Consider the following 23431-nt stretch of genomic DNA (forward strand, 5'->3'; position numbering starts at 1 on the left):
GCCGCCCCTTGCCCGTTCCCCTTCGCCGGTCCGGTTCAGCCGGCGAAGGCGCGGTCGGCCTCCAGCAGCGTCGACGCGGCGGCGCGGATCGCGGCGAGCTGCCCTTCGTCGGTGAGGTTGGAGAGCATGGGGAGCATCGGCCCCATGTCGGCGACGCCCGACAGCGTCACCGCCTCGTGCAGCACGCGGATCGGCGAGATTCCGTCGCGCAGATCCTCCAGCGGCAGGAAACGCTCGCGCAGCGCCGCCGCCTCGGCGACATCGCCGCGCGTGAGCGCGCGCAGGATCGCCATCGACAGGTTGGGCGCGACGCAGACCGAGCCGGAGGTGAAGCCGGTCAGGCCGAACCGTGGCAGATGGGCCAGCACCGGCCGCTCGCCGATGCCGCTGACGATGTACTGGGCGTCGACCGCGTCGAGGATGCGCTGGAGATACTCGTCCTTCGACGGATCGTCGCGCACCACCGCGTATTTGACCGAGCACACCGCCCCGTCGCGGACCAGCGCCGCCAGCGCCTTGGGCTCCAGGTAGTTGTCGGACTTGACGTAGGCGGTCAGCGGACGGCCGGCGCGCTCGGCGACGCGGGCGATGGCGGTGGCGACGCCGGCCGGGGTGGCACCGAACGCCATCGGCAGCATCATCGCGGTCGGGAAATCGAATTCGCGCAGGATGGCGGCCTGGTCCAGCGCCTTGCCGTAATCGGGACCGATCGACGGGATCACCCAGGTCTCGGGACCGGCGATGTCGCGCAGCAGCGACAGCAGTTCGGGGAACTCGCCGGTGCCGATGTTGTAGAGGTTGGCGTTGCCGCCATACAGCAGCGTGGAGACGCCGCCCCGCTCCAGATGCTGGACCAGCTTGCGGTTTTCCTCGCGGTTCAGCGACAGGTCGGCGTTGCGCGCCAGCGGCGGCACCGCGATGACCGACCGTTCGAGATCGGCGCGCGTGACGGGGGTCGTCTTCACGTAATCCTCCTAAAACGACGTTTCCGGGGCATGTCCGGGATGGCCCGGGCCTTTGGCGACGGGACGCGGCGGCGCAACGCCCGAGGCGTAAAGAGGTATGACAACATCCTTGTTGTCTGACAAGTGAAAACAGCAATCACGCCGACAGGCTGGTTTTCAGCCGTACCGATGATCAATCAACCACAAATTTGTTTGACAACATCGAGGACGCCGATCACTTTCTCAGCCCAACAAACCGTGACGCGCCGGCACGCGGGCGCGTGATCGGCGCAAGGGCGAAACGAGGGGAGGCGCACGGCCATGCTCGGCCCGATCCAATGTCTGGTGGACGCGCGGGCGCGCGTCGGGGAAAGCCCGGTCTGGGATGCCGGCGGCAACCGCCTGTTCTGGGTGGACATAGCGGGATGCAGCCTGTCCGCCGTCGATCTGGCGAGCGGCGCCGTGCGTTCCTGGCCCCTGCCCGCTCCCGTCGGCTCCATCGCCCTGTGCGCCAAGCCGAACGGAATGGCGTCCGACGACGTCGCCGTCGCCCTGCCCGACGGCGTCCACATCCTGTCGCTGGCGACCGGCGCCCTGCGCTTCCTGGTCGATCCGGAGCCCGGCATGACCACCAACCGGCTGAACGACGGCAAGGCCGGGCCGGACGGCGCCTTCTGGGTCGGCAGCATGGACGACCGGCCGGCGAAGGAGCCGGTCGCCGCCCTCCACCGCATCGCCCCCGACGGCACGGCGGAGCGCAAGGTGGAGGGGCTGCTGGTCTCCAACGGGCTGGCCTGGAGCGCCGACGGGCGCACCCTGTTCCATTCCGATTCGCGCGGCCCCTGGATCGACCGCTGGAGCTTCGACCCGGCGACCGGCGCGCTCGGCGACCGCACCCGCATCGCCACCCTGACCGCCGAGGAGGGCCGCCCCGACGGCGGCGCCACCGACGTCGAGGGCTGCTACTGGAGCTGCGGCGTGTCGGCCGGCTGCCTGAACCGCTTCGCCCCCGACGGCACGCTGCTGCAACGCATCCCGGTGCCGGTGCCGGCCCCCACCATGTGCGCCTTCGGCGGCCCGGACATGCGGACCCTGTTCATCACCAGCCTGCGCGACGGCCTGTCCGACGATGCCCTGCTCCGCCACCCGCAATCGGGCGGCGTGTTCATGGCGCGCGCCGAGGTCGCGGGCGTTCCGGTCGGCCGTTTCCAGTTGGCCAGTTCCAGCAAGGGGCTTTGACAGATGCACATCCTGATGACCGGCGCCGGCGGCGCCGTCGCCACCGCCCTGACGCCGCGCCTGACCGCGCTGGGCCACAGCCTGCGCTTCAGCGACCGCGTCCGTCCGGCGGCCCTGCCGGCGGACGCCGAGTTCGTGCCCGCCGACCTGACCGACCGCGACGCGGTTCACGCCGCCTGCGACGGGGTGGACGCCGTGCTGCATCTCGGCGCCATCTCCGTCGAGGACGCCTTCGACGCGATCCTCGACGTCAACATCCGTGGCACCCAGCACGTCTTCGAGGGCGCGCGCCGCGCCGGCAACCGCCGCGTCGTCTTCGCCAGCTCCAACCACGCCGTCGGCATGCACCCGCGCAGCGCCCTGCTCGACGAGACCTCGCCCTACCGGCCCGACAGCTTCTACGGGCTGAGCAAGGCCTATGGCGAGTTGCTGGCACGATTCTACTGGGACAAGCACGGGCTGGAGAGCGCATCCTTGCGCATCGGCTCCTGCGAGGCGGCGCCCAGCCAGAAGCGGCATCTCAGCACCTGGCTCAGCCACGACGATCTGGCGCAGCTCGTCGACCGCAGCTTGCGCGCCGAACGGCTGGGGGCGGCCATCTTCTACGGCGTGTCGGCCAACGACCGCCGCTGGTGGCGCGACCGCTCGGCCGAGACCATCGGCTACCGGCCCAAGGACAACGCCGAGGCCCACGCCGGCAAGCCCGGCATGCTCGACCCGATGCCCAACCCGCTCGACGAGACGCACCAGGGCGGCACCTTCGTCAGCGCCAACTACACGCGCACCCTGCCCCCCTCCGACCTTTGGGAGGCGATGGGCGCCGAACAGAAGCAAGGGAGCCTGTGATGGCCGACATCCACGCCAACCTCATCGGCGGCGAGTGGACGACCTCCACCAACGCCAGCCGCAACATCAACCCGTCGGACCTGTCCGACGTCGTCGGCGACTACGCCCAGGCCGACGACGCCCAGACCGAAGCCGCCATCGACGCGGCGGCGGCGGCCTTCCCCGGCTGGGCCGCCGCCTCGCCGCAGCGGCGCGGCGACATCCTGGACGCCGCCGGCAGCGCCATCCTCGCCCGCAAGGACGAGCTGGGCCGCCTGCTGTCGCGCGAGGAGGGCAAGACTCTGGCCGAGGGCATCGGCGAGGCGACGCGCGCCGGCCAGATCTTCAAGTATTTCGCCGGCGAGGCGCTGCGCCTGTCGGGCGAGCGGCTCAATTCCACCCGCCCCGGCGTCGACGTCGAGATCACCCGCGAGCCGCTGGGCGTCGTCGGGCTGATCACCCCGTGGAACTTCCCCATCGCCATCCCGGCCTGGAAGATCGCCCCGGCGCTCGCCTACGGCAACACGGTCGTCATGAAGCCGGCCGACGCGGTGCCGGGCTCCTCCTGGGCGCTGGCCGAGATCCTGGTGCAGGCCGGGCTGCCGGCCGGCGTCTTCAACCTCGTGATGGGGCGCGGCTCGGTGGTCGGCGAGGCCATCGTCGCGTCGCCGAAGGTCGCCGCCATCAGCTTCACCGGCTCGGTCTCCACCGGGCGGCGCATCGGCGCCCGCGCCTTCGAGACGGGCAAGAAGTTCCAGTTGGAGATGGGCGGCAAGAACCCGCTGGTCGTGCTGGACGACGCCGACCTCGGCACCGCCGTGGGCGCCGCGTTGAACGGCGCCTTCTTCTCCACCGGACAGCGCTGCACCGCCTCGTCGCGGCTGGTGGTGGCCGATGGCATCCACGACCGCTTCGTCGCCGCGCTGGCCGAGAAGATGCGGGCGCTCAAGATCGATCACGCCCTGAAGCCCGGCACCGACATCGGCCCGGTGGTCTCGTCCGACCAGTTGGAGCAGGATCTGCGCTACATCGCCATCGCCAGGGAGGAAGGCGGCCGCCTCGTCACCGGCGGCGAGCGGCTGTCGCGCGAGACCGAGGGCTATTACCTCGCCCCGGCGCTGTTCACCGAGACCGACAACGCCATGCGGATCAACCGGGAGGAGGTGTTCGGCCCGGTCGCCTCGGTGGTCCGCGTCCGCGACTACGAAGAGGCCCTGGCCGTCGCCAACGACACCGAGTTCGGGCTGTCGGCCGGCATCTGCACGACCTCGCTGAAGCACGCGACCCATTTCAAGCGCCACGCCCAGGCCGGCATGGTGATGGTCAATTTGCCGACCGCCGGGGTCGATCCGCACGCCCCCTTCGGCGGTCGCAAGGGATCGAGCTACGGCGCCCGCGAGCAGGGCTCCTACGCGCGGGAGTTCTACACGACGGTCAAGACCGCCTACGTCTTCGGCGGTTGACCAACCGGCGCCATGGCCCCTTTCCCCTCCGGGAAAGGGGCTCCCGCCATCACCCCATCCCGTCCTCGGATGCCGTCGTGACCACCGCGCCGACAAAGGCGTAGCCGACGCCGTGCACCGCCTGCACCGGCAGCGCGCAGCCGGTCCGTTCCTCCACCTTGATGCGCAGGCGGCGGACCAGCGAATCGATGGAACGGCTGTAGGGATCCCAGTCCCGCCCGGTCAACGCGATGGAGATGTCCTGGCGGCTGACCGGCTCGCCGGGGGCGACGACCAGCAGCGCCAGGAACTTGTATTCGGTGGCCGTCAGCGGCACCGCCGGCCCCTCGGGCGGCTGGATGCGCCACTCGACGTCGTCGAACTGCCAGCTTTTCTTGGTTTCCGCCACGGACGCCAGCCCCGGCGCGGAGGCCGACACGGCCACCGGCGCGGCGCCCTTCTGGATGCGGCGGACCAGCGCCTTGATCTGGGCCTCGATCTCGCGGAAATCGACCGGCTTGACCAGATAGACGTCGGCACCCAGTTCCAGCCCGATCACCCGGTCGATCAGGCTCGACCGTGCCGTCAGCATGATGATCGCCGCCTGCGACGCCGCCCGCACACGCCGGGCGACGGAAAAGCCGTCCTCGTCCGGCAGATTGATGTCGAGCACGATCACGTCGGCGCCGTGGCTTTCCAGAAGCCCGTCCAGCTCGACTCCGCTCGACGCGCCACGCACCTCGAAGCCGCACCGATCCAGATATTCGACAAGATCATCCCGAAGGTCGGCTTCGTCTTCGACCACGATGATGCGAGGCACGGGGTTCCCAATCCTCAGTTCCAGACCGTATGCGGCGATATTAACCACCGTCCGCCGCCACGCCAACCCCAACCGCCAGACCTCGCAACCTAAATTATCCTCGCTTCAACGATTCGGCAGATACTGGTCACCAACGGTTGAGGAATAGCGTGCGATGGCGTCGCGATCGATGGCGTCGGCGCGGCCGCTCTTTACCAAATCCCCATAACAGCGGTCAAACTCCCCGCGCAAAGCGTCATCCCGGAACATAATCGCGTATGGAGTCGGCGGGAAGATCGCGGTGAACACCACATCCTGGGCGGGATCGAACGGCAACCCGCCGCCGCTCCTCGCCTTCTCCTGAAGCTGCCGGTTGTATTCCGCGAAGATCAGCCCGTCGGCCAGCACCGCGTCGACGCGCCCGGCGAACAGCAGGTTGGAATGCACGAGCTGGTCGGCGCGCTCGCGGAAATCGGCGAAGCTGGGGATCGCCTCGCGCAAGCCCGGCAGCACGTCGGGCGCGCCGGAAAAGGTGACGACCCGCTTGCCGGCGAGGTCGGCCAGCGAGGCGACCTTCAGCCCGCCCGCCTTCAGCACCGACGCGCCGTTCTGGTAGCGGATGTAGGGCACCGACCGGGCACCGGGCATCGCCATGCCCGCCGGCACGGTGGAAACCGCGTCCACGGCGGCGCCGTCGCGGAAATCGATCCAGTGCCGGCCGAAGGGCACGATCTTGAAGACGGCCGTGTGGCCGCAGGCAGCCAGGGTCTCGGCGATGATCGACACCTCGCGCCCGGTGCCGTCGGCGGCGACCATCGGCGGCAGTTCCGGTGCGAGGATGGTCAAGGTCCGCGCCATCGCGACCGGCGCATGGCCCGCAACGGCCAGCACCGCCAGCCCCAGGATTCCGAACGTCCGACCGACGCGCGACGCCATCGCCCACCTCCGCTTCGTTGCAGTGCCGCAGACGTTAGCATGCGGGACCGGGCCCCTGACCATAGGATTTGACGCTTCGGACGGTCGGTACGCCACGAAATCGTTACTTTTCGTCACAAACCGACAATGTTCGTTTCGCCGCGTCGTGGATCATGGGGAATCCAGGCGGAATCTCACAGTCAAGTCACGCAACGCCGCAGGTTCTTGAGGGAAACTTCGCGGTCCCCGTGGTACGAACACAAAAGGGGGACAGAAGGTCACAGGCCCGTTGCGGACATGGCGATTGACACTATGCTGCCTGCTCGGATGGGATTGTTGACCGGATGGCGGGCGTCGAAGACTCTGAACCGGGACGGAGCACGCGTGGAACGGATCGGCCGGACGGTGCCGCCGCTGGACGTGCCATGCACCGGATGAGCATCTTGCGGTGGATCAGGAGAAGCTGGATGAGCGTCACGGGCTGGGACGACACCGAATCCTACGAATCGCTCCGCTCCGGGTCGGACCGTGAGCTGGACGATCCGGTTGCTCCCGGCCCCGGCGGCACCGGAACGGCGGCCCGGCCCAAACGGTCGGCTTCGCTGCTGACCCGCGTCATCGTGATGATCGTCGGCTGCACGCTGCTGGTCGGCATGGTGTCGATGGCCGTGTCCGCGATCCTCGTCGGGCAGCAGCAGCGCGAGGCGCTGGTCCACCGGGCGGAGCTGATCGGCACGCTCCAGGCCGGCGCGCTGGGGCAGGCGGTGTGGGAGTTCGACACCCGCGCGGTGGAGGAGATGTTCCGCGGCCTGATGGCGCAGGACCCGGCCGTGCGCTCGGTGAGGGTCTGGGCGTCCAGCGGGCGCCAGGGCGCACCGCTGGCCTCGCTCGAACGGCCGGCCGACCGCGCCGGCTTCACCACCGTCGAACGCACCGTGTCGATCACCGGCGCCGACGGCCAGCGCAGCTCGGTCGGGCTGCTGCGGCTGGACTATTCGTTGCAGGAGGCGGACAACGCCACCCTGACGGCGCTGGCGCCGATGGCCGGGCTGGTGTTCTTCTCGCTGCTGGCGGTCATCGGGATGATCAGCATCCTGCTGAACCGGCTGGTGCTGGCGCCGCTGGCGCGGCTGACCCGGTCGGCCGGCGCCATCGCGACCGGCGACTACCGGATCCGCCTGCGCAACACCCGCAGCGACGAGATCGGCCAGTTGACCAGCGCCTTCAACCACATGGCCAGCACGGTGCACGACTACACCATGACGCTCGAACAGCGCGTCACCGAACGCACCGAGGAGCTGCGCCAGTCCAACGAGCAATTGGGCGTGGTCAACCGGCAGGTGATGGACAGCATCCAGTACGCCAGCCTGTTGCAGGCGGCGATCCTGCCCGACGAGCGCGCCATGGCGCGCCGGCTCGACGAGGTGTTCGCACTGTGGCGGCCGCGCGACGTGGTCGGCGGCGACTTCTACATCTTCCGCGAGTTGGGCGACGGGCCGGACAGCGATTTCCTGATCGGCGTCGCCGATTGCTCCGGCCACGGGGTGCCGGGAGCCTTCATGACCATGATGGTCAACGCGGTGCTCGACCATGTGGTGTCGGAGACGCCGGACGGCGATCCGGCGGCCATCCTCGGCGGGCTGAACCGCATGGTGCGCGCGGCGCTGGCGCGCGGCCGGGAGAACCCGCGCTTCGACAACGGGCTGGACATCGGCCTCTGCCTCGTCCGTCCGCGGTCCGGCGACCTGCGCTTCGCCGGCGGGCGCATCGGCCTGCACGTCGTCGATCCGGCGGCGGGCACGGTCGCCGAGATCAAGGGCGATCCGCAGAGCCTCGGCTACCGCCGCTCGCGCATCGACCACGTCTTCACCGTCCACACGGTTCCGCTGGCGCCGGGCGTCAGCTTCTACCTGACCACGGACGGCTTCCTCGACCAGGCCGGCGGGCCGCGCGGTTTCGGTTTCGGCAACCGGCGCTTCGACGCGATGCTGCTGGAACAGGCCGGACAACCGATGGCCGACCGCAAGACGGCCTTCGCCCGCGCCCTCGCCAATCACCAGGGCGACCGGCCGCAGCGTGACGACATCACCCTTCTCGGTTTCGCCGTCACGCCCGCCTCCACCACCAATCCCCAGTCAAGTCAGGCCATGGCGGTACAATGAAAGGCACCGACCTCTTCAACCTTCAAGAGCTTCTGTCACGGCAGAAGCTCCTGATCTGTTTCAGCGGCCCCTTCAGCCACAGCGTCATCGAGGAGCTGGGCAAGGCCGTCCGCAACCATCTGGAAACCGAGCAGATCGGAAAGTCGGCCATCATGGACGTCTTCTCCGTCTATGTGGAGCAGGCCCAGAACGTCCGCAACTACACCGCCTCCTGCGAGGCGGCGGGACGGCCGATCCCGGCCAACAGCGGCATCGTGGTGATCGGCAAGGACGGCGACCATTACGTCGTCAGTTCCGGCAACCTGGTCGAGGCCGACGCCGTGCCCGTCCTGTCGGCGTCGCTCGACCGGCTGCGCGGCCTGGACAAGGCCGGGCTGAAGGCCGCCTACAAGGAGCAGTCCCGCAAGCCGCGCGAGGCCGCCGCCAGCGGCGCCGGGCTGGGACTGATCGACATGGCCCGCAAGGCCAGCCGTCCGCTCGACTACGCGGTGCGCCCCGTCGACAGCCGGTATTTCTTCTTCAGCCTTGAAGTCCAGATTTAAGGACGCGGAAGCACGACGATGGACAGTTTGCGAATCGAGGCGACCTCCTGCTCGCCTCTCATCGATTTCGACGCCGAGGCCGGAACCCTGCGGATCGAGGGGGAATCCTATCCGGAGAACTCCTTCGACTTCTACGCTCCCGTCTTTTCCTGGCTGGAGGATTTCCTGAAGGAACCGGCCCCCGCCGTGGTGCTCGACATCGGCCTCAGCTACCTCAACACCAGCAGCATCAAGTGCCTGATCGACGTGCTGGAGATGCTCGACACCGCCAACGCCCAGGGCCGGCCGGCGTCGGTGCGCTGGCACTACGACCGCGACAACGACCGCGCGCTCGACATGGCGGAGGAGTTCAAGGAAGACGTGACCCTGCCCTTCGACATCCTGGCCCGCTGAAGGAATGCCCGTCATGCGGTCGCAGGAAGAGGACCTCCATCTCTGGGTCCGGCGTCTGGCCGAGGACCCGGCCAACGCCGGCAATCCCCTGCTGACGGAGTTCCAGACGCTGGCCGACCGCCATGGAAAGCTGCTGCGCCAGTTCCGCAAGATCGCCAAGATCAGCGACCGGTTGCAGACCGAAACCAAGGAGATGGCCCAGCAGCAGCGCCAGTTCGTGCTGATGGTCAGCCACGAGTTCCGCACCCCCCTGGCCATCGTCGACAGCGCCTCGCAGATGCTGGAGATCGAACCCAACCTGCCGGCGTCGGCGGGACCGCGCGTGCGCAAGATCCGCAACGCGGTGCGGCGCATGCTGCATCTGATCGACCGCTGCCTCGCCGACGACCGGCTGGACAGCGTCGCCCGCACGGTGACCGGCCGCTTCGACCTCGCCGCCCTGCTGATGGAGATGATGGCGGAACGCGGAAGCGCCAGTCCCAACCATCATTTCGAGATCCGGGGCTGTAGCCGGCCGCTGGTCATTCCCGGCGACCGCGACCTGCTGGCCGTGGTCTTCTCCAACCTCCTGGAGAACGCCGTCAAATACTCCCCGGGAGGCGGCCACATCCGGCTCAGCCTCGCGCAGGAGGACGTCCAGGCGGTCGTGCGTGTCGAGGACGAGGGAATCGGCGTGAACGCGGCCGACAGCCCGCGCATCTTCGACAAGTATTTCCGCGCCTCCAACGCCGCCGGCACGACCGGGGCCGGCCTCGGCCTGCATCTTGCCCGCCGCATCCTCGGGGCGCATGGCGGCGCCGTCGCGGTGGCGAGCGAACCCGAACTGGGGTCGACCTTCACCGTCCGCCTGCCGCTGGAAGCCACGCCATGAGCCGATGGACCGTGCCGCGCGGAACGACGGAGATGAGCGCCCAGGAGCGCCGGCTCCTGGATTGGGTGCAGCGTCTGGAGGAGACGGGCGACAACGCCGGGCATCCCCTGATGGAGGAGTTCCGGACCCTCGCCGCCGAGCACCGCAAGCTGATGCGGCAGTTGACCAAGATCGCCACGATCAGCGACCGCATGCACACCGACTCGCGCCAGATGGCCCAGGTCCTCCACGCCGCGGCGCAGACCGACCCGCTGACCCAGCTGCCGAACCGCCGCCACATGATCGAGCGGCTCGAATCGGAACTGGGCCGCATCGCCCGCCATGGCGGCAGCTTCACGCTGGTCATGGTGGACATCGATCATTTCAAGGCGATCAACGACGCCTTCGGCCACGCCGTGGGCGACACGGCGCTGGTGGAGACGGCCCGGATCCTGCGGCAGAATCTGCGCGGCCACGATCTGTGCGCCCGCTGGGGCGGCGAGGAATTCCTGATCCTGCTGACCGAGACCGACCAGGAGCAGGCGAAGACCGTCGCGGAAAAGCTGCGGCGGCTGGTCGACGACCACCGGATGCGCGTCGAGGGACGGGACATCCACATCACCCTCAGCCTCGGCATCGCGGCGCATCGTCCGGACTGGACCGCCGATGCCTGCATCCAGGCCGCCGACGACGCGCTCTACGCCGCCAAGCGCGCCGGGCGCAACCGCTGGGCGGCGTAACGCGGTGGCGTAACACGGTGGCGTAACGCCGCCCGTGGCGACCCCGATCAGTTCGTCGGGGCATCCCCGGCAGGCCCGGCGGCCCGCCGCAGTTCCTCCAGCACGCGCCGCAACTCGCCCGGATGCAGAGGCTTGTGCAGGAAGGCGCAGCCGCGCCGCTGGCCTTCCAGCAGCGCGTCCGGCGCCGTTTCCCCGGTCAGCACCACCGCCGGGATGGTGGAGCGGAACAGCTTGCGGACCCGGTCGATCACGTCGAAGCCCGACACCTTCCCCGGCAGACGCAGGTCGGTCAGGATCGCGTCCGGCGGGCCTTCCAGCCCGTCGACCGCCGCGAAGACCTCGCGCATGTCCGACGCCGACACCGAGGCGCAGCCCCAGGATTCCAGCGTCAGCAGCAGGCCGGACAAGACCATGCTGTCGTCGTCCACCACCAGGATCCGCATGCCGTCCAGCAGCGTCCCGCCGGCCTCGGCGCCCTGGAGGGGAGGCGGCACGACCTCGGCGGGCGCCTCCTCCTCCAGCCGCTCCACCGTCACCGCGAAGACGGAGCCCCGGCCGGAGCGCGACTGCACGTCGATGGGCGCGTTCAGCAGGACCGACAGGCGGCGCACGATGGCGAGCCCGAGACCGAGCCCGCGGGTCGGGTCGCGGCTTGGGTTGGTGAGCTGGTGGAACTCGTCGAAGATGACGTCCTGCTTGTCCGGTGGAATGCCGAAGCCGGTGTCCCACACCTCGATCCGCCAGCGGTCGCCGCGCCGGCGCACGCTCAGCAGGATGCCCCCCTGCTGGGTGTAGCGGATGGCGTTGGCCAGCAGGTTGCGGACGATCCGCCCGAGCAGCACCGGGTCGCTGCGGGTCGTGCCCTTCGGCACGCGCACGCGCAGCCGCAGGCCCTTCTCCTCCGCCTGCGGGCGGAATTCGTCGGCCAGCGAGTTCAGCATCGTGTCGAGCGCCACCACCTGCATCTCGGGCTCGACCGTTCCGGCGTCCAGCGTCGAGATGTCGAGCAGCGCGTTGAGCAGCCGCTCGCCCGCCGTCATGGCGTTGCCCAGCATGCCGGTGGTCCGCATCGCGCGCGAATTGCCCACCACCTGCCGGGTCAGCGCGTCGAGGAACAGCCGCATCGCCTGGAAGGGTTGGCGCAGGTCGTGGCTGGCCGAGGCCAGGAAGCGCGAGCGGGCCGCGGTGGTGCGCTCGACCTCCGCCCGCATCGTCGTGGTCATGTGCTCGACCGCGTCGTCCAGCGTGGCGGTCGCCAGCGCGCCGACCACCGTCCCGTCCACCGTCAGCGGCACCGCGCGCAGGGTCAGCGGCGGCGTCAGCGGCAGGCGCAGCGTGGCGACCTCCGGCCGCTGCGCCGCGTCGCCGTAGAGCGGGCGCAGTTCGGCCAGCAGCGACGGCCAGACGCCCGCCAGCAGGGTCGGGCCGGTTTCGTCCCGCGCCGCCGCGCGCGGCTTTCCGAGCAGCAGAGCCAGCGCCTCGTTGCAGCGCAGAGCCGCCATGTCCGGAGCGCCGACGATCAGCAGCGACGGGATGGCGCTCGCCGCGCACAGGCGCCGGGCGTTGTCGAGGCAATCGCGATACCGCAGGTCGGTCGCGGAGATGGGGGTGGCCGAGGAACGGAGCATCGCGTCACGGGCTCTTGAGATCGAAGTCTCGGGATGGGTCAGGCTGATCGCCATGCGGGAACGACGTCCGTCATCGGAACAATTTGAAACGCCTCCCGATAATAAACGGCCGCACCGCATCGCGAAATCACACGTTGGCGCTATCCCCTCCTATGCTGAAGGTCCAGGTCTCGGCAGGCGCAGCAGATGATCCTCGACGAAGTACTTGCGGCGCAGCAGCGCCATCAGCCGAACCTTCAGCACATCCATCGTCTGCGCCTTGCCGACGAAATCGTCGGCGCCGGCGTTCAGGCTGATGGCGAGCTGCTCCTCGTCGTCCTGGCTGGTCAGGATGACGATCTGGAAGAACAGCCCACGGCGGCGGCGGAAGCGGTCGAAGCGCTGGCAGAGCTGTGTGCCGCTGGTCCCCGGCATGACGAGGTCGAGGATCACGCAGTCGAGCCCGCCGCCGGACAGCGCCGCGACCGCCTCGTCGGCGTTGCGGGCGGCCGTCACGATGCAGCCCTCCTGCTCCAGCTCGGCGCGCAGGAACTCGCGGTAGGTGGCGCTGTCGTCAACGATCAGGATGCGCGCCCGGCGGAAGATGTCCGGCGCGGTCGGGGCGGCGTTGCGCTGCTCCAGCAGGGCGACCGCCTCGCCGACCGTCCCCTGCGGGTCGGCGGGATCATGCTCCCCCTCGCCGTGCCCCAGCACGATGACCGACGTCGGTCCGCTGGCCTGCAAGGCCGCCAGCCCGGCCCGCCCCACCGTTTCGGCCTCGACGATCAGCAGGTCGGTCGACTGGCGGGCCAGCTCGTCCCACGCGCGCTCGATCCCCTCGACGCAGGTGGTTTCGAATCCACGCTCCTCCAGCAGAAGCTTCAGCAGCAGCCCCTGCGTCTGCGAGGCCATGACAACGAGGGTACGGGGTCCGTTCATGACGCCATCTTATCATCGGAGGTCAGTTGCACGAGCCGGGATGCGATCTGGTCGAGCGGCAGTTCCTCCACGGCGCCGCCCAGGCGTACCGCCGTTCCCGGCATGCTGTGGATGACGGCGGTGGAGGCATGCTCGGCGATGGTGTAGGCGCCGGCCCGCCGCATGTCGACCAGCCCGCGGGCGCCATCCTCGCCCATGCCGGTCAGCAGGACGCCGATCCCGGCGGCGCCGTAGGCGGTCGCCATCGACCGGAACAGCAACTCGCCCGCCGGCCGCTGCCCGCAGACCGGCTCCCCGGCGGTCAGGCGGACCACGCCGTTCTCGATCGTCAGGTGGCGGTCTCCGGGAGCGACATGGACATGGCCGGGGCGCGGGATCGCGCCATGCTCGGCCAGCAGAACCGGCAGCGGAACCACCGTGTCGAGCCAGGAGGCGAAGCCCGCCATGAAGGGCGCCCCCATGTGCTGGACCACGAAGACCGGCGTCGGATAGTCGGGCGGCAGCTCCTTCAGCAGCCGCGCCAGCGCCGCCGGCCCGCCGGTGGAGGTCACCAGCCCGAGCGCGCGGAAGCGCCGCCGCCGGCCGTCCGCCGCCGCCGCCTCGCCGGGCAGCGCCCCCGGCCCGGAGCCGGCGTCGCCGCCGTCCGCCGCCCGGCCGGGCCGCAGGGCGGCGCGGGCGCTGATGCGGTGGCGGATGACCTTCACCTGGCTCATGATGACGAGCTGGGTGCAGAGATGGTGGGCAACCGTCTGGTAATCGGCCCGCGCGACGCTCCCCGGCTTCTCCACCACCGCCAGCGCCCCGGCCTGGAGCGCCCGCATGGGGATGTCGAGGTCGCCCACGTCGGAGGCGACGACGACGATGGGCAGCGGGTGCTGCCGCATGATGCGGCTGGTCACCTCGAAGCCGTCGATGCCGGGCAGGCGGATGTCGAGCGACACCACGTCCGGCGCCGCCCGCTCGATCATGCGCAACGCCTGCTCGCCGGAGGACGCGACGCCGGCCACCTCCAGGCGCGGGTCGGTCCCGATGATGTGGGCGAGCAGCTGCTGGACGACCGGCGAGTCCTCCACCACCAGCACCCGGATGCGGCGCGGCGCGCTCACAGCAGCCGCCGGATGCCGGCCAGAAGCTCGTTCTGGTCGAAACGTGTCTTGACGATGTAGGCGTCGGCGCCGAGCCGCAGGCCGCGCTCGCGGTCCTCGTCGCTGGCGCGCGAGGTCACCAGGATGACGGGAATCTCCGCCATCCGCTTGTCCGCCTTGACGGCCTGCAACAGGGCGAAGCCATCCATGCGCGGCATTTCGACGTCGCTGACGATCAGCCCGACCTCCATCCCCTCGGCGAGACGCTCCAGCGCCTCGCGCCCGTCGACGCACTGCGTCACCCGATAACCATGGGCCTCCAGGATGCTCTTTTCCAGCGTGCGCGTGGTGATGCTGTCGTCAACCACCAGGATGTGGGCGCGGGCGGGCGGCGCCTCCTCCGCCGGGCGGGCGGCGGCGGGCAGCGCGCTGCCGGGCAACGGCATCAGGCCGGGCACGTTCAGCACCAGGCAGGGGCCGCCGTCGTCGAGCAGCACGGTGCCGAGGTAGCGCGCCGGGTCCAGCCCGGTCTCCTCCGCCGCCGTCACCACCGCCTCGCGCGTCGCGGCGAAGCCGTCCACCGCCAGAGCCAGCCGGCGCTCGCCCGCCCGCACCACGATCAGCGCCAGCCGCTTTCCGGTGGCGGGCAGCACCGGCGCCTCCAGCCCCAGCAGGGCGGCGAGCGAGGTGACGGCGATGTCCTCCTCCCCGACCCGGATCATCGGGGTGCCGACTCCGGAGAACAGGGTGTCGGACAGGGTATGGTTCAGCCGGACCACGTCGGCCGACGGCAGGGCGAAGGTCTGGTCCTGCACCGCGACGAAGACGAGGCGCTGGCTCAGCAGGCTGAGCGGCACCTCGATGGTGACGACGGCGCCGCCCTCCGGCCTTCCGGCGATGGTCAGGTTGCCCTGGAGCCGCTCGACCTCGGCCCGCGCGATGGCGAGCCCCATGCCACGCCCGGCCAGTTCGGTCGTCCTGGCCGCGGTGGAGAAGCCGGGATGGAACAGGAAATCGACCAGCCGTTCCAGCGGCGCCTCGCCGGCCTCCTCGGGGGGCAGCAGGCCGCGGTCGACCGCGCGGCGGGCGATGGCGGCGCGGTCGAGCCCGCGCCCGTCATCCTCGATGCGCAGGCGCAGACGGGCCCCCTCCACCGACGCGGCGATCGCCACGCGTGCGGCCGGGCGCTTGCCCATGGCCTGCCGTTCGGCCGGCGGCTCGATGCCGTGGCTGATGGCGTTGCGGGCGATGTGCAGGATCGGATCCTTGAGCCGTTGCAGGACGGCGCGGTCGGCCTCGACCTCCAGGCCGCGGACATCGACCTCGACCTCCTTGCCCTCGCTGCGGCTGATGTCGCGGATCATGCGGCCAAGGCCGCCGAGCTGGTTTTCCGCCGGCAGCATGCGCAGCCGCCGCATGTCCTCCTGGAAGCCGCCGCCCCAGCGCCGCATCGACCACAGCAGCCGGTCGTGGGTGCGGTGCGCCTGGTCGAGCGCGCCGCCCAGTTCGCGGAAACGCTGCTCGAAGGCCGCCGCCGGGCCGGAACCACGCGCCGCCTCGCCCTGCTCGCCCGCCAGCACCGCGGCCTGGTTCAACTGGGCGCGCAGGTGCCGCCACGAGCGCTCCAGAGCCAGCCATTCCCGCCGCATCATCTGGATCTGCTCGCCCAGCCCCGCCTGCGCCTCGACCTCCGGCAACAGGGCCGACGCGGTGTCGGACAGGCGCTCCAGCCCCCGCGCGGCGATGCGGACGAGGGCGGACGTGTCGCCCTCCCCCGCCCGGTCGGGCGCGCGCTCCGGGCCAGGGCCATGCGCGGGCCGGCGGGCCGGCGGAGGTGGCGGGGCGGCGATGGCGACGCGCTCGCCGGCGATGCGGTCGAGATCGGCCGACACGCCGGCCAGCTCGACCTCCGCGCCTCCCTGGGTCGACCAGGCGACGACGTCCTCGATGGCGTCGAGCGCGCGGCGCACCACCGCCATCGTGGAGGCGTCGAGCGGCGCCTCGCCGCGCTGCACGGCGATGAAGGCCGCCTCCAGCCGGTGCGAGAGATTCTCCACCTCCGGCAGGTCGACGGCGCGGGCCGCGCCCTTGAGGCTGTGGGCCCGGCGGTGGATCTCGACGAGGTCGGGCGCCTCGCCGCTCGCCTCGGCCGCGCGCAAGGCGGCGCGGATCACCGTCAGGTGATCCTTGTGCTCCAGCTCGAAGGCGGCCAGCAGCCGTTGACGGATGTCCATCAGGCGGGCGTCCCCATCACACCCGGTAGTTCCGCACCGCCTCGACCAGCCCCTGGCCGAGGTTGTTCAGGTTGGCCGCCGCCCCTTCGAGCTGCCGGGTGCCGGCCGCCGTCTGGCTGCTCGCCTCGCGGATGTTCTGGAGCGCCTGGATGACCTGCTCCAGGCCGATCTGCTGCTGGTTGGTGCCGGCGACGATCTGCTGGAAGGCCAGCACGCTCTCCTGGATGTTGTCCGCCATGCTGCGGATGGTCGTCTGGGTGGAATCGGTCTGGCGCTTGCCGGCGGCGACGCGCTTGACCGCCTCCTCCGTCAGCATCACCGAGGCGTTGATCCCGTGCTGGATCTCGCTGAGGTTGGAGCGCACCTGCGCCGTCGCCTCCTTCGACTGGTCGGCGAGGCTCTTGATCTCGCCGGCGACGATGGTGAAGGTCCGGCCATGCTCGCCGGCGGCGGCGGCCTCGATGGCGGCGTTCAGCGCCAGCAGGTGGCAGCGCTCGGCGATGTCGTTGACGGTGACGATGATCTCGCCGATCGCCTGGGTGCGTTCGGACAGCATGACGATGTTCTCGGCCACCGCCTCCGCCTGCTCGCGGATGGCGTCCATCGCCTGGATGGTGTCGTCCACCGCCTTCAGCCCGGAATGGCTCGACGCCGCGACCGACTGCGCGCCGTGCGCCACGTCCTGGGCGCGGCGGTTGATCTGGGCGCCGGATTCGGTGATCTCCGACAGGGTCGCCGTGGTCTGCTCGACCGCCGCGAGCTGCTCGGCGACGCTGGCCGACTGCTGCTGGGTGGAGGCGCGGATCTGGGCGGTGGCGGCGTGGACGCTCTCGGCGGTCTGGCGCGTCGTGCCGGCCATGGATTTCAGCCGACCGGCCATCTCGTTCAGATGGTCGCCGAGGACCGCCAGCTCGTCGCGGCCGGCGATGACCACCGACTGGGTCAGGTCGCCGTGCCCGACCTTGGTGACGAACTCGATCGCCTTGCCCAGCCGCCGGGTGATCGATCCGCCGATCAGGTAGGCGACCAGCACCGCGATCAGGAACACCACGACCAGCGCGATGATCGACGCCTGGAGGGCCGAGTTGTAGATCGAGCGGATCTCCTCGCGCCCGGCCTGGGTCAGCCGGTCGATCACCTCCTGCGACTTGGCGATGCTGGCTTCCATGGTCTTGCGCAGATCCTCGACGCGCGCGCGGTGCTGAAGCGCCTCGTTCACCTGGTTGCGCTCCAGCAGGCCGTAGATGAGGCGGGCCTCGTCGCTGACCATGGCGACGGCGCGGCCCATCTCGTTGGACGCGTTGTCCAGCTCGATCCAGCCGCGGCGGCGGCCGTCGATGGGGGACAGGGAGGCGCGCTCGGCCGCCATCGTCCTGAGCTTGCCGAGCGTGCCGCGCAGCCGCGCCCCGACCTCCTCGTAGCGCTGCCGGATCGGCGGTATCAGGGCCGGGATCTCGGCGGCCCGCCCCTCGGCGTTGGCGACGGAGACGGCGTTCAGCGCCGATTCGCGGATGCTGCGCAGCTCCGCCTGGAGGGTGCCGACCTCGTTCACCTGCTCGGCGGCGTCGGTGTCGTAGCTCGACACCGCCATGATCACGCTCAGCGCGTCGGAGAAGCGGGCCATCTGGAACAGGGCCAGCATGGCCGACAGCACGCAGATCACCCCGAAACCGAGGACCAGCTTGTGCGCGACTTTGATGTTCATTCCTGGTCTCCGGCCTTAGGCTTTCACGAAATCGAGAAGTGCGGTCATGTCGAGGACCGCCGTGCGGTCCGCCGTGATGCTCCGGACGAATCCGCCGGCCTCCGGCGGGGCGGCGGCGCGCGGCGGATCGATGTCGGCCACCCGTTCCACCGCCGCCACCCGCAGGGCGGCGGGGCGGCCGCTCCCGGTGCGCAGGACGATGGCGTAGCCGGCTTCGCCCCTTTCCCCGCCGGGCAGCGGCAGCGCCGCGCCGCCGCACAGCCGGTCGAGATCGAACAGCCGCATCACCCGGCCGCCCACCGCGATGACGCCCAGCATCGCCGGCGCCCCCCCCGGCACAGGGGCCAGGCGCGGCATCGGCACGATGTGCGCCAGATGGCGCAGGTCCAGCCCGTACAGGGTCGCAGCGCCGCGCGCCAGGAGCAGGGGCACCAGCGGGCGGTCGTCGCCCGTCTCCGGGCGTTCCGCGAGCGCTTCGGCGCGGCGGCGCAGGACGGCGTCGGCCCAGGGGCCGTGCCCGGCGAAGGCCTCGTCCATCGCCGCGTTGCGGCGCGCCACGCTGTCGCGCACCAGCCCCCAGTCGATGGAGGAGCCGGCCGTCGGGGTGTCATCGGCCATCACGCCTCCTCGCCCGACAGCCAGAGATCCAGCATCCCGCGCAGTTCACGCACGGTCAGTCCCCCGCCCTCGGCGATGGGCTCGTCGTCCGCGCGTCCGGCCAGGGCGTCGCAGGCGTTGCGGAAATGGCGCTGCGCCGGCCCGAGACGGCCGCGCCGCCAGTAGGCCAGCGCCAGATGGTAGTCGGCCAGCACGAAGCCCGAATCGAGATACAGCGCCCGCTTGAAGGCGGCCACCGGATCGCCGACCCCCAGCTCCTCCTCGACCAGCCCGAGCTGGTAATGGGCCGTGGGGTCGAGCCGGTTGGCCTCGATCCGGGCGAGGCAGGATTCCAGCGCGGTGGAGCGCTCGCCGGCCGCCTCGTCCAACGGGGCCGGCGGCGGAACGGCCGGGGCGGCGGCGGCGGGGCGGACGGACGGCTTGGCCGCCGCCGGGCGCGGCGTCCCGACGGGCGCCGGCGCCCATCGTCCCGGCGGAGGCGGCGGAGGCGGGGCCGCCGGCTCCATCTGCTTGCGGTAGAGCGTGGCCCCCGGAACCGAGACCGGGGTGAACAGCTCGTTCAACTGCGGTCCGGCCTCGGCGTGGCCGACCACCAGCCAGCCGCCGTCGGACAGCGCCTTGTGCAGGTCGCCGAGCAGCCGGTGCCGGGTCGCCTCGTCGAAATAGATCATGACGTTGCGGCACAGGATGATGTCGAACAGCCCGATCCCGTGCGGGTAGGACGGGATGGTGCCCTCCACCAGATTGAACGGCATGAAGCTCGTCCATTGCCGGAACTTCGGCTTCACCGACCACAGCCGGTCGAGCCGGTCGAAGCAGGCGTCCAGCGTCTCCGGCGACAGGCCGCGCACCGCCCAGTCGCCGTAGGCGCCGCGCCGTGCCTGTTCGAGGAAATTGGCGTTGATGTCGGTGCCGACGATGTGGACCTGCCAGCCGTCGAGCTGGTCGGCGAAATGCTGCTTCAGCAGGATTTCCAGCGTGTAGGCTTCCGGCCCGATCGAGCAGCCGGCGCTCCAGATGCGCAGCAGCCGGCTGTTGCGGTTGCGCCGCAGGCATTCGGGGATGGCGACCGCCCGCAGCGCGTCGAACTGCTCAATGTAGCGGAAGAAGAAGGTCTCGCCGACCGTCAGTTCGTTGATCAGCCCCTGATACTCGGCGCCGCCCGGCCCCTGCGCCTCCAGCGCCGCCAGATAGCCGCCGACGCTCGTCACCCGCCCGTAGGGCAGGCGGCGGTTGATGCGTTCGGCGAAGGCCGCGTCCTTGTCGGCGTAATAGGCCAGCCCGGTGGCGTTGATCACCATCGCCTTCAGCCGGGGGAAGGCCGGGTCGCGCAGGATCGTTTCGATGGGAGTCATTGCGCCGCCCCCTCGGCCGTTCCGTCCGTCCACAGCCCGAGCCGGCGCTCCTCGGCGGCACGGAAGGCTTCGAGCAGCCGCCCTTCCGCGCTGCTCAGCAGCCGGTCCGGATCGAGCAGGCTGACCGTCCCGCCCGGCCCGGCGGCCGGATCGGCGAATCCGGCCATGGCGCAGCCGTTGAAGGACAGCGACGGCTCGGCCGGCAGCAGAGCCTCCGCCGGCACCACGACGTCGCCGCGCACCTGGTCCACCAGCAGCGCCAGCGGACGCCCCTGCCATGTGACCAGGATCAGCGGGGCGTAGAGCCCCGCGTCGCCCGGCCCCAGATCGAGAAGGATCGACAGGCGGAGCACCGGAACGATCTCGCCGTGATAACGGAACACGCCCTCGACCGGCGGCGGGGCGGTCGGCAGCCGGTCGAGATGGGGCAAGGGCAGGAATCGCCGCACGGCCTCCACCGGCATCGCCAGCGGATGGCCGGCAACCAGGAAAACGACGCAGCGCGACACCGGAGGTGAAGAGGCCGAAAGCGTGGCGAGTGGCGACATCCGTCCGTCAGCGTGTTGGAAACCGGCCCGGAACATGCCCCATCGGGACCGGAATGCGAACTACGCCAAAGGTTTGCACCAGAGGTTCTATGCCTTCCAAGCGAACGGAGCGCCCGCCACGTCGAAGGGGTATGGCCAAGGTGACGTTCACAGGCACCAAAGACCCAATCCGCCCACGCCCGCCCGCGCGGAGGGTGCCGGCAATCCCGCCCTTGGCCAAATCGAGTAAAATTCTATTCAATTGCCTCGTTCATGAATCCCCTTGGTGACTCGACGTAATCTTCACTCATCGGATTTCGCTAACGATTTGGAAAGAAAGTCCGCTTCACAGTTGCTGCATCGCAACATCGTCATGCTCTTCTCCGGAGGCGGCGATGATGGACCAAGACCAAACGGCATCGGACAGGGGCACGCCGCCTGTTCGCCCGACACACCAATCAATCGCCGGAACGGCATGGGCCATGCCGGAAAAACCTGGGCCGGGCACACGCGCCGCCTGTTCCGGCGCGAAGGGGGATGGGGCCGTCCGGCGCAGGATTGCTGGCGGCAGAAGGTTTCTCTTGTTTTCGAGCGGTGGGAGACGCCCATGACCAACCCAGGCAACAGCCTGTTCGACCTGTCGCGCGGCGTCCTCGACGTGGCGTCACAGAAGGTGGCCCGGATCGAGGACATCACCCGGCGCATGAAGATGCTGGCGATGAACGCGCTGATCGAGGCGGCACGGGCCGGCGACCGCGGCCGCGGTTTCGCCGTGGTGGCCAACGAGGTCTCGGAGATCTCGACCCAGGTGAACGGCATCACCAAGGAACTGCGCTCGGAGATCGTCGCCCGCGTCGATCACCTGACCACCACCGGCAGCGCCATGGTGCGGGAGATGCACGGCAAGCGGCTGGCCGACCTGTCCTTGAACATGATCGAGATCATCGACCGCAACCTGTACGAACGCTCCTGCGACGTGCGCTGGTGGGCGACCGACAGCGCCGTGGTCGATTGCGTCGCCGCCCCATCCGACGAGGCGCGCCGCCACGCCGCGCACCGGCTGGGCGTCATCCTGGAATCCTACACCGTCTACCTCGACCTGTGGATCGCCGACCGCAACGGCACCGTCATCGCCAACGGCCGCCCCGACCGCTACCGCAACGCCGTCGGCGCCAACGTGTCGGACGAGCCGTGGTTCCGGCAGGCGCTGGCGACGCGCGACGGCGGCGAGTTCACGGTGGGCGACGTCGCCCGCAACCGGACGCTGGACGACCGGGTGGTGGCGACCTACGCGACGGCGATCCGCCGTGGCGGCGAGGGCAGCGGGGAGCCGGTCGGCGTGCTCGGCATCTTCTTCGACTGGGAGCCGCAGGCGGCGGCGGTGGTCCAGGGGGTGCGGCTGGAGGAGACCGAGCGGGAGCGCTCGCGCTGCCTGCTGCTCGACGCCCGCCACCGGGTCATCGCCTCCTCGGACGGGCGCGGCATCCTGGCGGAGACGGTGCCGCTGAAGCGCGGCGCCGGCACCATGGGCCACTACGTCGACGCCCAGGGCAAGCTGGTCGGCTACGCCCTGACGCCGGGCTACGAGACCTACAAGGGCCTCGGCTGGTACGGGGTCATCGTCCAGAAGCCGTGATCACCCGGACGCGTCAGTGCGCCGCCGCCATTCCATGGCAGTCGAAGGCGCCGGACAGGGCATGGGCGTTGCGGAGCTGGAGCGCCTCGACCAGATCGCGAACCTCGTCGGCCAACTCGTCGGCGGCCCAGTCATGCCGGTCGGCACCGGCGACGGCGAGGAGGCGCAGGGTGGTGCGCAGCAGGTCGCCAGGCTCCCAACCGTTTGCCCGTTCGGCGTCGCTGGCGACCTGAAGCAGCGAGGTCGCGAAAGCCAGCACATCCGGTTCGACGTTCATGAGGCATGCCTCCACGAATTCGTTGGCCTTACGGACTATACTTCCTTTCGGATGATCCGCTGTCAAACGAAAGTTTGCGGCGCTGCGAAACAAGCCCTTAGGTCTTGCCCGGCCGATCCTCCTCCGGCTCGTCCAAAGGCGGCATACGGGCAACGAAACGACCCTTGACACCCTGCGGCCATTGCTTGAACGGAACGATTCCGTCCGGAGTGTCGGCGTAGGCCCGCAGATAAGCCGTCAGCGTTTCCACCGACGCCTCGTCGGCCGGCAGGTCGCCCAGCACATAACTCATCCGGCCGGCGGCGCGCACGGCGACGGCGCAGGGGCGGCGGCAGCTCATCAGGCAGCGCAACGGGCGCAGCCGGACCCTGCCCGCCAGGTCCGGATCCGCCGCCAGCGCCCGTTCCATCAGGCCGGCCAGTTGGGCGCCGGCGCGCGGCGTGGCCTCCGGCGGATCCTCGGGATGACGGCAGGTTTCGCAGACGACAAGTTCGACAGGCATCGGACCGTTTCCGGAATGGGATCGGCGACGGGCGGGTGCCGCCTTTGCCCGACCAGTGCTAACGGCCGGCGGACGGCGCTGTCAACCGGCGCCGG

General features: G+C 70.3%; 22 protein-coding genes. 9 read left to right on the forward strand and 13 right to left on the reverse strand.

Features of this window, described 5'->3' with window-relative positions; all coding sequences use genetic code 11:
- Positions 1-35: 35 nt before the first annotated feature.
- Positions 36-965 (reverse strand): dihydrodipicolinate synthase family protein, encoded by a 930-nt coding sequence (locus tag J2847_RS23755; RefSeq protein ID WP_209781278.1) that lies wholly within the window; start codon positions 963-965, stop codon positions 36-38.
- A gap of 300 nt (positions 966-1265) precedes the next feature.
- On the opposite strand from J2847_RS23755, the gene J2847_RS23760 reads away from it, so the two are divergent.
- Genes J2847_RS23760 through J2847_RS23770 form a run of 3 tightly spaced genes read left to right on the forward strand, consistent with a single transcriptional unit; the run spans position 1266 to position 4471 of the window.
- Entirely contained in the window at positions 1266-2183 is a 918-nt protein-coding gene (locus tag J2847_RS23760) for an SMP-30/gluconolactonase/LRE family protein (RefSeq protein ID WP_209781279.1), read from the forward strand.
- A 3-nt stretch (positions 2184-2186) separates the two neighbouring features.
- Positions 2187-3029, forward strand: a complete 843-nt coding sequence (locus J2847_RS23765) for an NAD-dependent epimerase/dehydratase family protein (RefSeq protein ID WP_209781280.1) — start codon at positions 2187-2189, stop codon at positions 3027-3029.
- Entirely contained in the window at positions 3029-4471 is a 1443-nt protein-coding gene (locus tag J2847_RS23770) for an aldehyde dehydrogenase family protein (RefSeq protein ID WP_209781281.1), read from the forward strand. The genes J2847_RS23765 and J2847_RS23770 overlap by 1 nt, the downstream gene beginning before the upstream one ends.
- Before the next feature lie 49 nt (positions 4472-4520).
- On the opposite strand, the gene J2847_RS23775 is transcribed toward J2847_RS23770, so the two are convergent.
- Together J2847_RS23775 and J2847_RS23780 are read right to left on the reverse strand one after the other, a co-directional pair.
- Positions 4521-5270, reverse strand: a complete 750-nt coding sequence (locus J2847_RS23775) for a response regulator transcription factor (protein WP_209781282.1) — start codon at positions 5268-5270, stop codon at positions 4521-4523.
- A gap of 105 nt (positions 5271-5375) precedes the next feature.
- Positions 5376-6185, reverse strand: a complete 810-nt coding sequence (locus J2847_RS23780) for a substrate-binding periplasmic protein (protein ID WP_209781283.1) — start codon at positions 6183-6185, stop codon at positions 5376-5378.
- A 446-nt stretch (positions 6186-6631) separates the two neighbouring features.
- Between J2847_RS23780 and J2847_RS23785 the strand changes: the two genes are divergently transcribed.
- Genes J2847_RS23785 through J2847_RS23805 form a run of 5 tightly spaced genes read left to right on the forward strand, consistent with a single transcriptional unit; the run spans position 6632 to position 10851 of the window.
- Positions 6632-8326, forward strand: coding sequence for a SpoIIE family protein phosphatase (locus J2847_RS23785; RefSeq protein ID WP_209781284.1), 1695 nt, complete (start codon positions 6632-6634; stop codon positions 8324-8326).
- Complete coding sequence (locus J2847_RS23790; RefSeq protein WP_209781285.1) at positions 8323-8868, forward strand: SiaB family protein kinase; 546 nt, start codon at positions 8323-8325, stop codon at positions 8866-8868. The genes J2847_RS23785 and J2847_RS23790 overlap by 4 nt, the downstream gene beginning before the upstream one ends.
- Positions 8869-8886: 18 nt before the next feature.
- Complete coding sequence (locus tag J2847_RS23795) at positions 8887-9261, forward strand: DUF1987 domain-containing protein (RefSeq protein ID WP_085553875.1); 375 nt, start codon at positions 8887-8889, stop codon at positions 9259-9261.
- A 13-nt stretch (positions 9262-9274) separates the two neighbouring features.
- Positions 9275-10132 (forward strand): sensor histidine kinase, encoded by an 858-nt coding sequence (locus J2847_RS23800; RefSeq protein ID WP_209781286.1) that lies wholly within the window; start codon positions 9275-9277, stop codon positions 10130-10132.
- The gene (locus J2847_RS23805; protein ID WP_209781287.1) at positions 10129-10851 is read left to right on the forward strand and encodes a diguanylate cyclase; all 723 of its coding nucleotides are present in this window, start codon (positions 10129-10131) and stop codon (positions 10849-10851) included. The genes J2847_RS23800 and J2847_RS23805 overlap by 4 nt, the downstream gene beginning before the upstream one ends.
- 47 nt (positions 10852-10898) lie before the next feature.
- On the opposite strand, the gene J2847_RS23810 is transcribed toward J2847_RS23805, so the two are convergent.
- From J2847_RS23810 to J2847_RS23845, 8 genes are all read right to left on the reverse strand, one after another.
- On the reverse strand, positions 10899-12479 hold the full coding sequence (locus J2847_RS23810) for an ATP-binding response regulator (RefSeq protein WP_233474743.1): 1581 nt from the start codon (positions 12477-12479) through the stop codon (positions 10899-10901).
- Positions 12480-12629: 150 nt separating this feature from the next.
- Positions 12630-13397 (reverse strand): response regulator transcription factor, encoded by a 768-nt coding sequence (locus J2847_RS23815; protein WP_209781289.1) that lies wholly within the window; start codon positions 13395-13397, stop codon positions 12630-12632.
- Positions 13394-14503, reverse strand: a complete 1110-nt coding sequence (gene cheB, locus J2847_RS23820; protein ID WP_325169471.1) for a chemotaxis-specific protein-glutamate methyltransferase CheB — start codon at positions 14501-14503, stop codon at positions 13394-13396. Before cheB ends, J2847_RS23815 begins: the two co-directional genes overlap by 4 nt.
- Positions 14500-16716 (reverse strand): hybrid sensor histidine kinase/response regulator, encoded by a 2217-nt coding sequence (locus J2847_RS23825; protein ID WP_209781290.1) that lies wholly within the window; start codon positions 16714-16716, stop codon positions 14500-14502. Before J2847_RS23825 ends, cheB begins: the two co-directional genes overlap by 4 nt.
- A 16-nt stretch (positions 16717-16732) precedes the next feature.
- On the reverse strand, positions 16733-18421 hold the full coding sequence (locus J2847_RS23830; RefSeq protein ID WP_209781291.1) for a methyl-accepting chemotaxis protein: 1689 nt from the start codon (positions 18419-18421) through the stop codon (positions 16733-16735).
- A 15-nt stretch (positions 18422-18436) separates the two neighbouring features.
- Positions 18437-19039: a chemotaxis protein CheW gene (locus tag J2847_RS23835; RefSeq protein ID WP_209781292.1), complete on the reverse strand. Its 603-nt coding sequence runs from the start codon at positions 19037-19039 to the stop codon at positions 18437-18439.
- Positions 19039-20394 (reverse strand): CheR family methyltransferase, encoded by a 1356-nt coding sequence (locus J2847_RS34675; RefSeq protein ID WP_209781293.1) that lies wholly within the window; start codon positions 20392-20394, stop codon positions 19039-19041. Before J2847_RS34675 ends, J2847_RS23835 begins: the two co-directional genes overlap by 1 nt.
- The gene (locus tag J2847_RS23845) at positions 20391-20942 is read right to left on the reverse strand and encodes a chemotaxis protein CheW (protein ID WP_233474744.1); all 552 of its coding nucleotides are present in this window, start codon (positions 20940-20942) and stop codon (positions 20391-20393) included. The genes J2847_RS34675 and J2847_RS23845 overlap by 4 nt, the downstream gene beginning before the upstream one ends.
- Before the next feature lie 586 nt (positions 20943-21528).
- Between J2847_RS23845 and J2847_RS23850 the strand changes: the two genes are divergently transcribed.
- Entirely contained in the window at positions 21529-22557 is a 1029-nt protein-coding gene (locus J2847_RS23850; protein ID WP_209781295.1) for a methyl-accepting chemotaxis protein, read from the forward strand.
- Between the two features lie 13 nt (positions 22558-22570).
- Here the strand turns inward: J2847_RS23850 and J2847_RS23855 are convergent, their stop codons facing one another.
- Positions 22571-22834 carry a hypothetical protein gene (locus J2847_RS23855; protein ID WP_085553865.1) on the reverse strand — a complete coding sequence of 88 codons (264 nt, stop codon included), beginning with the start codon at positions 22832-22834 and terminating at the stop codon, positions 22571-22573.
- A gap of 97 nt (positions 22835-22931) precedes the next feature.
- A complete protein-coding gene (locus tag J2847_RS23860) occupies positions 22932-23336 on the reverse strand; it encodes a DUF1636 domain-containing protein (protein ID WP_209781296.1) in 405 nt (134 codons plus the stop codon).
- Between the last annotated feature and the right edge of the window lie 95 nt (positions 23337-23431).

Origin of the sequence: Azospirillum agricola (assembly GCF_017876095.1) — a bacterium.
In the GTDB taxonomy this organism is placed as follows: Bacteria; Pseudomonadota; Alphaproteobacteria; order Azospirillales; family Azospirillaceae; genus Azospirillum; species Azospirillum agricola.

Excerpts from the sequence above, each read along its gene's own strand:
- J2847_RS23850 (WP_209781295.1), top strand. The coding sequence starts at position 21,529 with ATGACCAACCCAGGCAACAGCCTGTTCGACCTGTCGCGCGGCGTCCTC.
- J2847_RS23835 (WP_209781292.1), bottom strand. The coding sequence starts at position 19,039 with ATGGCCGATGACACCCCGACGGCCGGCTCCTCCATCGACTGGGGGCTG.
- J2847_RS23770 (WP_209781281.1), top strand. The coding sequence starts at position 3,029 with ATGGCCGACATCCACGCCAACCTCATCGGCGGCGAGTGGACGACCTCC.
- J2847_RS23780 (WP_209781283.1), bottom strand. The coding sequence starts at position 6,185 with ATGGCGTCGCGCGTCGGTCGGACGTTCGGAATCCTGGGGCTGGCGGTG.
- J2847_RS23860 (WP_209781296.1), bottom strand. The coding sequence starts at position 23,336 with ATGCCTGTCGAACTTGTCGTCTGCGAAACCTGCCGTCATCCCGAGGAT.
- J2847_RS23845 (WP_233474744.1), bottom strand. The coding sequence starts at position 20,942 with ATGTCGCCACTCGCCACGCTTTCGGCCTCTTCACCTCCGGTGTCGCGC.
- J2847_RS23785 (WP_209781284.1), top strand. The coding sequence starts at position 6,632 with ATGAGCGTCACGGGCTGGGACGACACCGAATCCTACGAATCGCTCCGC.
- J2847_RS23855 (WP_085553865.1), bottom strand. The coding sequence starts at position 22,834 with ATGAACGTCGAACCGGATGTGCTGGCTTTCGCGACCTCGCTGCTTCAG.
- J2847_RS23795 (WP_085553875.1), top strand. The coding sequence starts at position 8,887 with ATGGACAGTTTGCGAATCGAGGCGACCTCCTGCTCGCCTCTCATCGAT.
- J2847_RS23805 (WP_209781287.1), top strand. The coding sequence starts at position 10,129 with ATGAGCCGATGGACCGTGCCGCGCGGAACGACGGAGATGAGCGCCCAG.
- J2847_RS23760 (WP_209781279.1), top strand. The coding sequence starts at position 1,266 with ATGCTCGGCCCGATCCAATGTCTGGTGGACGCGCGGGCGCGCGTCGGG.
- J2847_RS23830 (WP_209781291.1), bottom strand. The coding sequence starts at position 18,421 with ATGAACATCAAAGTCGCGCACAAGCTGGTCCTCGGTTTCGGGGTGATC.
- J2847_RS23810 (WP_233474743.1), bottom strand. The coding sequence starts at position 12,479 with ATGCTCCGTTCCTCGGCCACCCCCATCTCCGCGACCGACCTGCGGTAT.
- J2847_RS23825 (WP_209781290.1), bottom strand. The coding sequence starts at position 16,716 with ATGGACATCCGTCAACGGCTGCTGGCCGCCTTCGAGCTGGAGCACAAG.
- J2847_RS23790 (WP_209781285.1), top strand. The coding sequence starts at position 8,323 with ATGAAAGGCACCGACCTCTTCAACCTTCAAGAGCTTCTGTCACGGCAG.
- J2847_RS23800 (WP_209781286.1), top strand. The coding sequence starts at position 9,275 with ATGCGGTCGCAGGAAGAGGACCTCCATCTCTGGGTCCGGCGTCTGGCC.
- J2847_RS23815 (WP_209781289.1), bottom strand. The coding sequence starts at position 13,397 with ATGAACGGACCCCGTACCCTCGTTGTCATGGCCTCGCAGACGCAGGGG.
- J2847_RS34675 (WP_209781293.1), bottom strand. The coding sequence starts at position 20,394 with ATGACTCCCATCGAAACGATCCTGCGCGACCCGGCCTTCCCCCGGCTG.
- J2847_RS23765 (WP_209781280.1), top strand. The coding sequence starts at position 2,187 with ATGCACATCCTGATGACCGGCGCCGGCGGCGCCGTCGCCACCGCCCTG.